This window comes from Actinomadura sp. ATCC 39365 (assembly GCF_054392275.1).
This window is the reverse complement of the sequence record NZ_CP184335.1, coordinates 4854923-4868677: the sequence shown is the minus strand read 5'-3', so window position 1 is coordinate 4868677 and position 13755 is coordinate 4854923. Positions and strand designations below refer to the sequence as shown.

The 13755-nt window shown below is 72.3% G+C and carries 9 protein-coding genes; 8 read left to right on the top strand and 1 reads right to left on the bottom strand.

The features are described 5' to 3' along the window. Window positions 1–6: 6 nt before the first annotated feature. Entirely contained in the window at window positions 7–285 is a 279-nt protein-coding gene (locus ACNF49_RS23965) for a DUF3040 domain-containing protein (protein ID WP_357977490.1), read from the bottom strand. Between the two features lie 134 nt (window positions 286–419). Between ACNF49_RS23965 and ACNF49_RS23960 the strand changes: the two genes are divergently transcribed. From ACNF49_RS23960 to ACNF49_RS23925, 8 genes are all read left to right on the top strand, one after another. Continuing rightward, window positions 420–1463, top strand: a complete 1044-nt coding sequence (locus ACNF49_RS23960) for an Rv2578c family radical SAM protein (protein ID WP_482945036.1) — start codon at window positions 420–422, stop codon at window positions 1461–1463. Between the two features lie 149 nt (window positions 1464–1612). Next, complete coding sequence (locus ACNF49_RS23955) at window positions 1613–3580, top strand: GTP-binding protein (protein ID WP_482945035.1); 1968 nt, start codon at window positions 1613–1615, stop codon at window positions 3578–3580. A 173-nt stretch (window positions 3581–3753) separates the two neighbouring features. Further along, a complete protein-coding gene (locus ACNF49_RS23950; RefSeq protein ID WP_482945575.1) occupies window positions 3754–4305 on the top strand; it encodes a hypothetical protein in 552 nt (183 codons plus the stop codon). A 273-nt stretch (window positions 4306–4578) separates the two neighbouring features. After that, the gene (locus ACNF49_RS23945; protein ID WP_482945034.1) at window positions 4579–7689 is read left to right on the top strand and encodes a S41 family peptidase; all 3111 of its coding nucleotides are present in this window, start codon (window positions 4579–4581) and stop codon (window positions 7687–7689) included. 134 nt (window positions 7690–7823) lie between these two features. Continuing rightward, a complete protein-coding gene (locus ACNF49_RS23940) occupies window positions 7824–9158 on the top strand; it encodes a glycosyltransferase family 4 protein (RefSeq protein WP_357977480.1) in 1335 nt (444 codons plus the stop codon). A gap of 100 nt (window positions 9159–9258) precedes the next feature. Further along, window positions 9259–9585 carry a PadR family transcriptional regulator gene (locus ACNF49_RS23935; RefSeq protein ID WP_498702914.1) on the top strand — a complete coding sequence of 109 codons (327 nt, stop codon included), beginning with the start codon at window positions 9259–9261 and terminating at the stop codon, window positions 9583–9585. Between the two features lie 162 nt (window positions 9586–9747). Then, window positions 9748–10461, top strand: a complete 714-nt coding sequence (locus ACNF49_RS23930; RefSeq protein ID WP_357977474.1) for an HNH endonuclease family protein — start codon at window positions 9748–9750, stop codon at window positions 10459–10461. Between the two features lie 93 nt (window positions 10462–10554). Further along, the gene (locus ACNF49_RS23925) at window positions 10555–13734 is read left to right on the top strand and encodes a S8 family serine peptidase (protein WP_482945032.1); all 3180 of its coding nucleotides are present in this window, start codon (window positions 10555–10557) and stop codon (window positions 13732–13734) included. The last annotated feature ends 21 nt before the right edge of the window (window positions 13735–13755 follow it).

The window sequence follows — 13755 nt, the reverse complement described above, 5'->3', positions numbered from 1 at the left end:
GAGCGGTCAGCGCGAGGCGGCCAGCGCCACGGCGGTGGCGGCCTCGTGCTGGAGGACCATGATGAGCAGGGTGGCCACCAGCGTCGCGATGAGCACCCAGCTGATCACGATGATGACCGTCGACCGGCGTGGCCGCCTGTGGCCCGGCTGCCCCTTCGCCCGCGCCTCGCTGCGACGGGCCCGCTCGTTGAACGACTCGAGCCGGGCGACGAGACGTGGATCGTCGTCGACGAGGTGCTGCTCGATCTGGGCCAGCAGTCGTTCCTCGTCCTGCGACCAGGCCATAGACGCACCTCCGGAACGCAAGCACTGTGGCGTGTTCCTCCCCAACCATGAAGATCATTAGCCTTGACGTGACCCCCTAATTACCGCCTCTTTTCGGTTTGCGATCACGCTCGAACTTTTGTTCTAATCATGGGATGCGCTGGGACAACCTGCGCCTGACCGGCCCCGGTCAGGCCGATCCGGCCGTGCCGTTGTTCGCCCGCGGCGCGGTCACCCGTACGTTCGACACGCCCGAGTTCAGGGGCATGACTTTCTACGAGGTCCAGGCCCGGACCATCATCAACCGGGTGCCGGGGGCGAGCCGGGTGCCGTTCGAGTACACGATCAACCCCTACCGCGGGTGCGGGCATCGCTGCGTCTACTGCTTCGCCCGCAAGACGCACGAATACCTCGACCTCGACGCCGGGGCCGACTTCGACTCGAAGATCGTCGTCAAGGTCAACGCGGCCGAGCTGGCCCGCAAGGAGCTGGCCGCGGCCCGCTGGGGCGGCCACCACGTGGCCATGGGCACCAACGTCGACTGCTACCAGCGCGCCGAGGGCCGCTACCGGCTCATGCGGGGCATCCTGGCCGCGCTGCGCGACGCCGCGAACCCGTTCTCGGTGCTCACCAAGGGCACGCTGATCCTGCGCGACCTCGACCTGCTCACCGAGGCGGCCGAGGTCACCGACGTCAGCACGAGCATGTCGGTCGGGTTCGTCGACGAGGCGGTGTGGCGCGGGGTCGAACCCGGCACGCCCAACCCGCGCCGGCGGCTGGAGGCGTGCGCGACGCTCAACGACAACGGCGTGGCGTGCGGGGTGCTGATGGCGCCGATCCTGCCGTACCTGACCGACTCCCCCGCCCAGCTCGAACGCACGGTCAAGGAGATCGCCGAGGCCGGCGCCACCCATATCGCCCCGATCGTCCTGCACCTGCGGCCGGGGGCGCGCGAGTGGTGGCTGAGCTGGCTCGGGCGTGAGCACCCGCGCCTGGTGCCGCGCTATTTGGAGCTGTACGGCCGCGGCGCCTACGCCCCCGCCTCCTACCAGGACCGCGTCGTCGCCCAGGTCAAGGAGCTGGCCCGACGCCACGGGGTCGGCAGGGCCACCCCCGCCATGGCCCGCCGCGTACCGCCCCGCCGAACGCCCGACACCGTCGCCGCCGTCGTCGAGCCGGAGCAGCTTCGCCTGTTGTGACCCGGTTTAAATCGGTGGCCCGCCGGCCCGTCCCGGTGTCAGGATGACCGGGCACCAGCCGGACGACGTTCAGGAGCATGAGATGCGGCGCCGCCCAGAGATCTTCCAGCGCCCCATTGGCACGAGAGTTCTCGAGGGCTCCACCACTCATGCACATCCTGAACATCGGCATCCTCGCGCACGTAGACGCGGGCAAGACCAGCCTCACTGAGCGGCTGCTGTTCGAGACCGGGGTCATCGCGCGCCTCGGCAGCGTCGACGACGGCAGCACGCAGACCGACAGCGGCGAGATCGAACGCCGCCGCGGCATCACCATCCGCTCCGCGGTGGCCTCGTTCACCATGGGCGACCTGCGGGTCAACCTGGTGGACACGCCGGGCCACGCCGACTTCGTGGCCGAGGTCGAACGCGCGCTCGGCGTGCTCGACGGCGCCGTCCTGGTGTTGTCGGCCGTGGAGGGCGTGCAGCCGCACACGCGGGTCCTGATGAAGACGCTGCGGCGGTTGCGGCTGCCCACGCTGATCTTCGTGAACAAGATCGACCGGATGGGGGCCCGGGAGGCGGGGGTGCTCGCCGAGATCCGGCGGTGGTTGTCGCCGCGGGCGGTTCCGCTCAACACGGTGAGCGGCATCGGCGGTCCGGCCGCCACCGTCCACCCCTTCACCTTCGCCCCGCCCCCCTTCGGCACCACCCCAAGCGCCCCCACCCCTCATCCCCTCGCCCCCACTCCCCCGGCCTCGGGGGTCACTCTCCGTCCAGGGGTGGCGGGCGGCGGCTCGGAGGAGGTGGTGCGGGCCGGTGGGCCCGTCGAGGTCGAACCCGCCAAGGCGAGGGCCGACGCGGAGGCCGACGCGAGGCCCAAGGCGGGGCCCGACGCGGAGCACAGCGCGGAGCTCACCGCGGGGCCCGAGGCGGAGCACAGCGCGGAGCTCACCGCGGGGCCCGAGGCAGGGCCCGAGGCGGAGGACAGCGCGGGGCCTAACGCGAGGGCCGACCTCAGAGCCGACGCAGGGGCCGACGCGGCGGCTAACGCGCGGACCGACGCAGGAGCCGACGTGCGGGCCGACGTGCGGGCCGACGTGCGGGCCGACGTGCGGGCCGATGCAGGGGTCGACGGGGAGTATGGCGTCGAGGACGCTGGGATGGTGGCGGCTGAGGTGTTGGCTGAGGGGGATGACGGGCTGTTGGAGTTGCTCGTCGACGACGTCGTTCCGGGGGCGGAGCGGGTGCGGGAGGCGCTTGCGGCGCAGTGTGCGGCGGGCGAGGCGCATCCGGTGTTGTTCGGGTCGGCGATCACCGGTCAGGGGGTGGCCGAGCTGCTCGGGGCGGTCCGGCTGCTGCCCGCGGTTCCCCAGCCGCCGACCGGCCGGGACGGAGGCACCGACCGCGCGACGCCGAAGGCCACGACGGCAACGCTCGCGACGACCGCGCCCGCAACGGCGACGGCGACGGCGACGGCGACAGGGACAGCGACAGGGACAGCGACGCCTGCGGCGACGGTGACCACGCCCGTGACGGCCACGTCCACGTCCACGACGGCTGCAGCTACGACGGCAACGCCCGCGACGGCAGCGACGGAGCCGGCAGCGACCGCTCCAGCGGCGGCGGGTGCGGCTGGCGCGGCGGCGGGTGGCGCGGCGGCGGGTGGCGCGGCGGCGGGTGGCGCGGCGGCGGGTGGCGCGGCGGCGGGTGGCGCGGCGGCGGGTGCGGCGGCGACGGGTGCGGCTGGCGCGGCGGTGGGGGTGGTGTTTGGGGTGGAGCGGGGGCGGGGTGGGGAGAAGATCGCGTATCTGCGGATGTGGGGCGGGGAGCTTCGGGCGCGGGAGCGGGTGACGTTTCTGCGGCGAGAGCCGGGTGGGGGCGTCCACGCGTACGAGGGGCGGCCGAGCGGGGTGGCCGTCGTGGGGTCCGGGGGCGGGTGGCGGTGGCGGGTGACATCGCGACGGTCCGGGGCGTGCCCGAGATCAGGGTCGGCGACCGGCTGGGCGAGCCGGGCCCGGTGGGGCAGGCCCACTTCACGCCGCCCAGCCTGGAGACCGTCGTACGCCCCCGGGTCCCCGGCCAGGAGCCGCGCCTGCACGCCGCGCTGGTCGCGCTGGCCGAGCAGGACCCCCTGATCGGCACCCGTACGCTCCCCGGCGGCCAGACGTCGGTCCTGCTGTACGGCGAGGTCCAGAAGGAGGTCATCGGCGAGACCCTGGTCAGGGACTTCGGCGTGGAGGCGGAGTTCGAGCCGAGCCGTCCGGTGCACTTCGAGCGTCCGGCGGGCACCGGCGCGGCCAGGGAGGAGATGCGCCAGGCCCGGGACGCGTTCATGGCGACCGTGGGCCTGCGGGTCGAGCCCGCACCGCCGGGCTCCGGCGTGCTCTACCGGCTGGAGGTCGACCTGGGTTCGCTGCCGCTGGCCTTCCACCGGGCGATCGAGGAGAGCGTGCGGCACAGCCTGGGCGCGGGCCCGCGGGGATGGCCGGTCACCGACGTGCTGGTCACGCTGACGGCGACGGGCTACGCCTCCCCGATCACGACCGCCGGCGACTTCCGCGGGCAGGCGCGGGTCGTGCTGGCCGAGGCGCTGCGCAGGGCCGGGACCAGGGTGTACGAGCCGTGTCACCGCTTCGAGCTGGAGGTGCCCGCCGACGCCTTCGCCGCCGTGTCGGCCCGCCTGGCCGGGCTGGGCGCGGTCCTGGACGGCACGAGCAGGCGGGCCGAGACGTGGGTGCTCGAAGGGGAGATCCCGGCGGCGGCCGTGCACGAGGTCGAGCGGCGGCTGCCGGGGCTGTCGCACGGTGAGGGGGTGTGGTGGTCGCGTCCGTCCGGAGATCGCCCGATTAGCGCACGATAGGCGGTATGTCGGATATCGGGGATAGATGGGTATTAATTCGCCATAGTGTGCCAATCGGGCGCAACCGTTTCAGGGGGAAGACGATGGCTGACACGAAGAAGAAACCGGCCACCAAGTCGGGCAAGGCCAAGAAGCAGGCCATCAAGACGAGCCGGCAGGCCAAGGAGACCAAGAAGGAAACCAGAAGGACCGACGAGGGATGACCCCGTGAGGTGAATCGCGCAGCCGGGGGCCGGCGGCCCCCGGCTGTCCGGTGGAAGAGGAGCTGCGCACATGTCGGCCTATCTCCGCTTTCCCACTGTCTTTCAGGACGTGGTGGTCTTCGCCGCCGAGGACGACCTGTGGATGGTCTCGGCCCAGGGCGGCCGCGCGTTCCGCCTGACCGCCGGCGCGGCCGAGGCCGGCTACCCGCGCATCTCCCCGCGCGGCGACCAGATCGCGTTCGTCGGCCGCGAGGAGGGCCCGGAGGAGGTCTACGTGATGCCGGCCGTCGGCGGCGCCGCGCGCCGGGTCACCTTCCACGGCGCCCGCTGCACGGTCACCGGCTGGGACCACGAAGGCCGCATCCTGTACGCCAGCGACCAGTCCCAGCCGTTCGCCGGGCGCAAGTGGCTGCACCGCGTGGCGCCGGGCGGGGTGCCGCAGCGGCTTCCGTACGGACCGGCGAACTCGATCGCCCACGGCCCCGACGGGATGATCGTGCTCGGCCGCAACACCGCCGACCCCGCGCGCTGGAAGCGCTACCGCGGCGGCACGGTCGGCGACCTGTGGATCGACACCGACGGCGACGGCGAGTTCAGGCGGCTGATCCGGCTGCCGGGGAACCTGGCCTCGCCGTGCTGGAGCGGCCGGCGGGTCTGCTTCCTGTCCGACCACGAGGGGGTCGGCAACGTCTACTCCTGCCTGCCGGACGGCGGTGACCTGCGCAAGCACACCCACCACGACGACTACTACGCGCGCAACCTGTCCGGCGACGGCCACCGGCTGGTCTACCACGCCGGCGCCGACCTGTACCTGCTGGAGCCGGACGACGAGCCCAGGCGGCTGGAGGTGCGGCTGGCCAGCTCCAGGACGCAGCGCAACCGCCGGTTCGTCGACGCCGAGGACTACCTCGACAGCGCGACCCTCAGCCCGGACGGCAGCGCGCTGGCGATCACCTCGCGCGGCAAGGCGTACGCGATGGCCGACTGGGAGGGCCCAGTGAGCCAGCACGGCGAGCCGGACGGCGTCCGCTACCGCTTCCTGACCTGGCTGAACGACGGCGTACGGCTGATCGCCGCGGCCAGCGGCGAGTCCGACGAGGAGACGCTGGTCGTCCTGGAGGGTCACGAGGGCGGCTGCGGCGTCGAGGTGGCCCGGCTGGGCCGGATCAACGAGCTGGTCCCCGACCCCGCGCACGACCGGGTGGCCGTGGTCAACCACCGCCACGAGCTGTACCTGCTGGACCTGTCGACGGGCACGGCCACGCTGGTGGAACGCAACCCGCACGGCCCTCCCGAGGACCCGGCCTGGTCGCACGACGGCCAGTGGCTGGCCTACGCCGGGCCGCTCAACGCCCAGACGACCGCGATCAAGCTGCACCACCCGGAGACCGGCCGGACGGTGGCCGCCTCCGAGCCGGTGCTCAAGGACTCGATGCCGGCCTTCGACCCCCAGGGCCGCTACCTGTACTTCATCGGCCAGCGGGTCTTCTCGCCCGTCTACGACCAGTTGCAGTTCGACCTGGGCTTCCCGCTGGGCACCCGGCCGTACGCGATCGCGCTGCGGGCCGACGCGCCCGACCCGTTCGTGCCCGCGCGGCGCCCGCTCAACGGCAAGGACGAGGAGGAGGACGAGCCGGAGGAGGCCGTCCGGGTGGACCTGGACGGGCTGGCCGCCCGCGTCACCGCCTTCCCGCTGCCGGAGGGCCGCTACGAGGGGGTGGCCGGGCTCAAGGGCAAGGCGCTGCTGCTGACCAGCCCGCTGGAGGGCGAGAACACCCTGCACCTGTACGACTTCGCCAAGGGCAGGAACGAGACGTTCGCCGACGGCGTCACCGCGTTCGAGCTGGGCCGCGACCACAAGACGCTGCTGTACCGGGCCGGGAGCCGGCTGCGCGTGGTCAAGGCCGGCGAGGTGCCCGAGCACGACGACGACCCGCCGGGACGCGAGAGCGGCTGGATCGACCTGTCGCGCATCAAGGTGTCGGTGGCGCCGGAGTCGGAGTGGCGGCAGATGTTCCGCGAGGCGTGGCGGCTGCAGCGGGAGAACTTCTGGACCGAGGACATGGCCGGCGTCGACTGGCCGGGCGTCTACCGGCGCTACGAGCCGCTGGTGGACCGGGTCACCACCCGGGGCGAGTTCTCCGACCTGCTGTGGGAGCTGCACGGCGAGCTGGGCACCAGCCACGCCTACGAGAGCGGCGGCGAGTACCGTCCCGGGCCCGACTACAGCCAGGGCAAGCTGGGCGTCGACTGGGACTACCGCGACGGCGTCTACCACGTGCACGCGATCGTCACCGGCGATCCGTGGGACCCCGAGGCCACCTCGCCGCTGAACCGGCTGGGGCTGGACGTGCTGCCGGGGGACGCGGTGCTGGCCATCAACGGCGCGCCCATCGGCCGCGCGGCCACCCCGAACGAGCGGCTGGTCAACCAGGCCGGCGAGGAGGTGGAGCTGACCCTGCGGCGCGCGGAGCGGGTGTTCACGGTGACCGTGCGCGCGCTGGCCGACGAGCAGCCGGCCCGTTACCGCGACTGGGTGAACCTCAACCGCGCCGAGTGCCACGAGCGTTCCGGCGGGCGCATCGGCTACCTGCACGTCCCCGACATGGGCACCGAGGGGTTCGGCGAGTTCCACCGCGGCTTCCTGGCCGAGTACGACCGGCACGCCCTCATCGTGGACGTGCGCTTCAACGGCGGCGGGCACGTCTCGGCGCTGCTGCTGGAGAAGCTGGCCAGGCGGCGGCTCGGCTACGACTACCCGCGGTGGGGGGATCCGGAGCCGTACCCGCCGGAGTCGCCGCGCGGGCCGCTGGTGGCCATCACCAACGAGTGGGCGGGCTCGGACGGCGACATCTTCAGCCACACCTTCAAGCTGCTCAAGCTGGGCCCGCTGGTCGGCAAGCGCACCTGGGGCGGGGTGATCGGCATCTGGCCGCGCCACCGGCTCGCCGACGGGACCGTGACCACGCAGCCGGAGTTCTCCTTCGCCTTCGACGACGTCGGCTGGCAGGTGGAGAACTACGGCACGGATCCCGACATCGAGGTGGACATCACCCCGCAGGACTACGCCAAAGGCGTGGACACGCAGCTTGAGCGGGCCATCGACGTCGCCCTCGGCCTGCTTGCCGAGCATTCGCCGCATACGCCGGATCCGTCGCATCGGCCAGGTATGCAACCTTAGGAACCTCTTGGGCGTCTAAAGATCATAGGCGGGGAAAGCGCACAGGGGATGACATGTGCACTCCGCTCGCGCGCGGCTTGACGACCGGCCCCGCGCGTATGCGAATGCAACCGAGCACAAGGGGGATCGTCCAGGTGCGCGCACTGGCACGCAGGGGGAAGTCGGCGATGGTCCGGTTGTACCGGGGGTACAACCGCCGCAAGGCACGCAACGCGCCGCCGCCGTCGACCGACCGCATCCGAATCCTGCTCCTGCACGCCAACGGGATGGGCGGCACGATCAGGACGGTGTTCAACCTGGCCGGCTACCTGGCCGAGAAGCACGACGTCGAGATCGTCAGCATTCTGAAGGAGGCCGAGGAGCCGTTCTTCCCGATCGACCCGCGGGTGCGCTTCCGCTTCCTCGACGACCGGCTCAAGCCGAGCCCGGACCCGCTGCGGGCGATGTTGTCGAAGTTCCCCAGCAAGCTGATCCCGCCGGAGGAGACGGCCTACCACCGCTTCAACCTGTGGACCGACTACAAGCTGGCCCGCTTCATCCGTTCGCTGGACAGCGGCGTGCTCATGGCCACCCGTCCCGGGCTCAACCTGGCCATGGCGCAGTTAGCGCAGCCGGGCGTGATCACCATCGGGCAGGAGCACGTGGCCCTGCGCACCCAGGCCGAGCCGATGCAGAAGCTGATCAAGTGGCGGTACCGGCGGATGGACGCCCTGGTCACCCTCACCAAGGCCGACCTGCGCGACTACCGCAGCACGCTGCCGAAGAAGCCGAAGAAGCTGGCGCGCATCCCCAACGCCGTCCCGCCGATGAGCGGCGAGGTGTCCAGGCTGGACGCCAAGGTCGTCGTCGCCGTGGGCCGGATGACCCGGCTCAAGGGCTTCCACCGGCTGATCACCGCGTGGGAGACCGTCGCCGCCGCGCACCCCGACTGGAAGCTGCGCATCTTCGGCGCCGGGCCGCAGGAGGACAACCTGGCGGCGCAGATCGTCGAGGCCGGACTCCAGGGCAAGGTGGAGCTGCCGGGGCCGACCAGTGACGTGGGGGCCGAGCTGGAGAAGGCGTCGATCTTCGTGCTCAGCTCGCGGCACGAGGGCTTCCCGATGACGATCCTGGAGGCCATGGCCAAGGGGCTGGCCATCGTCAGCTTCAACAGCCCGCACGGGCCCAAGGAGATGATCACCGACGAGGTGGACGGGCTGCTGGTCAAGCCGCGTACCAACGCCAACCTGGCGGCCTCGATCATGCGGGTCATCGAGGACGAGCCGCTGCGCCGGTCGCTGGCGGCGGGCGCGCTGGAGACGGCGCGCACGTACGACGTGGACGCGGTGGGCCAGAAGTGGGACGAGCTGCTGGCCGAACTGGTGGCCCGCCGCAACGGCACGTACGTCCGCCCGCCCCGCCCCGCCCCCGAGGCCGCCGAGACCACCGCGCCCGTCGAGGCCACCGAGCCGGCCGGACCCCGGGCTTAGCGGACGGACGTCACACCGCCGAGCCGGGGAAGTCCGCCGGCTCGGCGAAGACGGGCGCCGGGGATCTGGCGGCCCGCGACCCCCTAGGTAGAGTTAGAGCATGGGAAGCCTCCCTCGCATGACCATGCCGACCATGCTCGTTCTCCGCGCCCTGCTCGAAGACCCCGCCCGCGCCATGTACGGGCTGGAGATCCGCTCGGCGGCCGAGCTGCCCAGCGGCACGATCCATCCGATCCTGGCCCGGCTCGAAGGCTTCGGCTGGCTGGAGTCGAGCTGGGAGGAACTGGATCCGCGCGAGGAGGGCCGCCCGCGCCGCCGCTACTACCGCTTCACCTCCGACGGCGCCCAACTGGCCCGGCAGGCGCTCGACCGCGCCGCCGCCAAGCGCGCCGCCCTGCGGCTGCGGCCGTCCGAAGGTGGGGCGTGACCACCTTGGCACCGGCCTGTCCGGCGAGGGGGTACCAGGGCGGATCGGCCACCGCCTGAAAGCGGCGGCAGCGTGATCAGTGAGGGAAGCCTTCCTGTGTCAAATCCGGCGATGGCGGGAATTCTCTAGACAACTTCGCCTACGGGAGCCACGGAGGGCTGCTTGAGCACGAAGGACGCCATCGCGATCCTCGCCGGAGCCGTCATCGTCGTTTCCTTCGTCGGCAGTGCCAAGAGCCCCGCCGCCACCGCCGCCAGCCCCCTGAGCAACGCCAGCGGGACGCTGCCCGGCCTCGCCCCCGTCCTGTCCGACGGCGACAAGGCCAGGGCGCGTACCCTCATCGGCCGCTTACGCGTCAAGGGCCGCGGCCCCAACACCGGCTACGCCCGCAGCCGGTACGGCGAGAACTGGGCCGACACCGCCACCGGCGTCCCCTACGCCCGCAACGGCTGCCGCACCCGCGACGACCTGCTCGCCCGCGACGGCACCGGCGTCGAGTACCGGCCGGGGTCGAGCTGCGAGGTCGTCGCCATGGAGCTGACCGACCCCTACACCGGCCGGCTCATCTCCTGGCACAAGGCCCAGGCCGACGAGGTGCAGGTGGACCACGTCGTGCCGCTCAACTACGGATGGCGCATGGGCGCGCCGCGCTGGCCGATGTCGAAACGCCTCGACTTCGCCAACGACCCGCTCAACCTGTTACCCGTCGACGGCCGCGCCAACGAGGAGAAGGACGCCGCAGGCCCGGCCGGGTGGCTGCCTCCCCAGCGCCGCGTCCGCTGCGCGTACGTCACCCGCTTCGCCCAGGTCGCACTCAAGTACGACCTGCCGGTGACCAGGGCCGACAAGAACGCCATGCTCGCGCAGTGCCGCTAGCCCCGGCCCGCCGCGTCAGGGCCCAGGGAAGAAGAATCCACCTTTCTCGGAACAAGAGGAGAAAGCGATCGATTTCTCTTCTTGCGAGGATCAATGACGTTAGGCAAAGGACTGCTGGCAGCGGTCCTGGCAGGCACGCTGGGCATGGGCGCGACGACGGGGACCGGCACGGCCGACGCCGGCCGGACAGGCCCCGGGCAGCCACGCTCGGGCACGGCGGGCAGTGTGACGCTGCTGACCGGCGACCGTGTCGTGGTCACGGGCCGGAGTTTCCTGGTGGAGCCGGGCACGGCCCGGGAGGTGCACTTCTCCTCCGGGTACCGCGACGGGCACCTGTACGTCGTCCCCTCCGACGCCGCGCCCCTGGTCGCCCAGGGGGTGCTGGACGAGCGGCTGTTCGATGTCACCCAGCTGCTCGCCTGGCGCTACGGCGACGCGGACACCCCCGACATCCCGCTGATCACACAGTCGCCGCACGGCACGGCCCCCGCGCTGCGGGGCGCGGCGACCACCCGGCGGCTGACCAGCCTGAACATGACAGCCCAGCGGGTGGCCAAGACGGGCGCGGGCGAGGCGTGGCGTAGCCTGCTCGGCGGGGCGTCCACGCTGGCCGCGAACAAGGGCAGGATCTGGCTCGACGGCCGGCGTTCGTACACCCTGGACCGCAGCACCAGGCAGATCGGCGCGACCGAGGCGTGGCAGCGGGGATTCACCGGACAGGGCGTCACGGTCGCCGTGCTCGACAGCGGGTACGACCCCACGCATCCCGACCTGAAGGACGTGGTCACCCAGTCGCGGAACTTCTCCGACGAGCCCGACATCGTGGATCGTCTCGGCCACGGCACGCACGTCACCTCGATCATCGCCGGTGCCGGCGAGCGGTATCGCGGCGTGGCGCCGGGAGCCCGCATCGCCTTCGGCAAGCTGGGCACGAGGATCAGCGACTCCGGGATCCTGGCCGGGATGGAGTGGGCCGCCACGGAGGTCAAGGCCAAGATCGTCAACATGAGCTTCGGCGGCCCCGACGAACCCGGCCTCGACCCGATCGAGCAGGCGGTGAACACCCTGTCGCAGGCCACGGGCACCCTGTTCGTGACGGCCGCGGGCAACGACGGCGGCGAGGGCACCGTGAACAGCCCCGGCAGCGCGGACGCCGCGCTGACCGTCGGCGCGGTGGACCGCTCCGACCAATTGGCCCCCTTCTCCAGCACGGGCCCGCGCATCGGCGACCATGCGGTCAAGCCGGACATCACCGCGCCCGGCGTGGACATCGTGGCCGCCGCCGCGGCGGGCACCGCCGACGAAGCCCATGTGGCGATGAGCGGCACGTCGATGGCCACCCCGCACGTGGCGGGCGCGGCGGCCATCCTCGCCCAGCGCCATCCCGGCTGGAGCGGGCAGCAGCTCAAGGCGGCGCTCGTCGGCAGTGCCCGGCCGACCGGCGGCGCCACGCCGTACCAGCAGGGCACCGGGCGGGTGGACGTGCTCCGCTCGCTGGCCCAGGAGGTGATCGCCGCTCCCACCGGCGTGTGGGCCGCGTTCCCCTGGGAGCAGCCGGGCGAGCGGCGGGCCACCGGGAAGATCACCTACAGCAACACCGGGGCCACGCCCGTCACCTTGGACCTCGCGGCCGACTCCGACGTGCTCACGCTGTCGCCGCAACGGCTGGAGGTGCCCGCGGGCGGGCAGGCGGCGGTCACGGTGACGATCGACGCCGAGGGCAAGGGCCCCGGCGACCATCCCGGCATCGTCACCGCCACCGCCGGTGACACGGTGGTCCGCACCCCGGCCGGGGCCTACGTGGAGCCGGAGTCCCATGACGTCACGGTGACCGTCCGGGGCAGGGACGGGACGACCGCCGACGGCGTACAGGGCCGCGTCTACGACCAGGCGACCGGCACGCAGCGCACCCTCGTCTTCCACGGCGACACGGCCACGATCAGGCTGCCGAAGGGACGCTGGAACCTCTACACCGAGATCTGGGGGAAGGCGGAACACAGCCTGACGTTCGCGCACCGGCCGTTCGAGATCGACGACGCCGACGTGTCGCTGACGGTCGACGGGAGCAAGGCGAAGCGGATCACGTTCACGGTCGACGACCCCACGGCCGTCCCCGATCCCGCGCTCTCCCTCTCCGTGGTCAACGGGCCCTGGAGAACCGCGATGATCGCGTTCGGCTACTCCGGCGGCTTCTACCTCGTCCCGGTGCGGCAGCCGGGGCTCACCTACCTGGCCCAGACCGCCTGGACCAAGAAGGACACGACGCCCAGCCCGTACCGCTACGACCTCGTCGACCAGCGTACGGACGGCTTCCCCGACAACCCCGGGTACGCCGCGCGGACCCGGGACATGGTCAAGGCGACCGAGACCTACCGCTCGACCGTCCCGGGTGCCACCGGCACGCTGAACACGGGGCCGGTGCTGCCCGGCGACGTCCTCTCGCCGGGAATGAGCACGTGGGAGGACATGCCGCTGCCGAGCAGCCTGACGCGGTACCTCACCCCAGGGTTCGCGTGGAACGACGAGTTCAGCACGGGCGGCCTGATCGAGCACGGCACCGGCCCGGTGCGCGACAGGAACTTCACCCAGCTCTGGAACGCCGCGGTGACCGGCCCCTCGTTCGCCGTCTCCGGCGGCAGCCGGGCCGGCGACACCCTGGCCTTCCCCGCCGACGGGCTGTACAGCAGCGGAGTCGCCGGACGTACCGGCATGGACGCGGCCGCGACCGGCACCCTCACCCTGACCGGGAACGGAACGGAGATCGCCACGACCGGCATCACCGGCTGCCTCCCCTACCGCAGCGAGGAGTGCACGCTCACCGCCACGTTGCCGCAGGCCGACGCCGCCTACACGCTGACCGCCTCCTCCCGGCGGCCGGAGGCGAATCTGTCCACGGCGGTCGACGCCGTCTGGACCTTCCGCTCCGCCCGTACGGCGAAGCCCGAGCCGCTGCCGCTGATGGCCGTGCGCTACGCGCCACAGGGTCTCGATGACGCCAACCGCGCCACGCCAGGATCGCGGACCACCATACCGATCCAGGTCGGGCGCGCTCCCGGCGCCGGCCGGGCGGCGGTCTCCTCGATCAGGCTGGAGGCGTCCGCCGACGACGGCAGGACGTGGCGACCGGTGCCCGTCCGGGCGAGCCGATCGGGCTGGACGGCACGGCTGGACAACCCCGCCACCGCGGGGTACGTCTCGCTGCGCGCGACCGTCACCGACAAGGCGGGCAACGGCGTCACCCAGACGGTGACCCGCGCCTACGCCGTGGGCTGACCCGTACGGCCGGTGAGCTGA

Coding starts and splice junctions, on each gene's coding strand:
- ACNF49_RS23965 (WP_357977490.1), bottom strand. CDS start 285: ATGGCCTGGTCGCAGGACGAGGAACGACTGCTGGCCCAGATCGAGCAG.
- ACNF49_RS23960 (WP_482945036.1), top strand. CDS start 420: ATGCGCTGGGACAACCTGCGCCTGACCGGCCCCGGTCAGGCCGATCCG.
- ACNF49_RS23955 (WP_482945035.1), top strand. CDS start 1,613: ATGCACATCCTGAACATCGGCATCCTCGCGCACGTAGACGCGGGCAAG.
- ACNF49_RS23950 (WP_482945575.1), top strand. CDS start 3,754: ATGCGCCAGGCCCGGGACGCGTTCATGGCGACCGTGGGCCTGCGGGTC.
- ACNF49_RS23945 (WP_482945034.1), top strand. CDS start 4,579: ATGTCGGCCTATCTCCGCTTTCCCACTGTCTTTCAGGACGTGGTGGTC.
- ACNF49_RS23935 (WP_498702914.1), top strand. CDS start 9,259: ATGGGAAGCCTCCCTCGCATGACCATGCCGACCATGCTCGTTCTCCGC.
- ACNF49_RS23925 (WP_482945032.1), top strand. CDS start 10,555: ATGACGTTAGGCAAAGGACTGCTGGCAGCGGTCCTGGCAGGCACGCTG.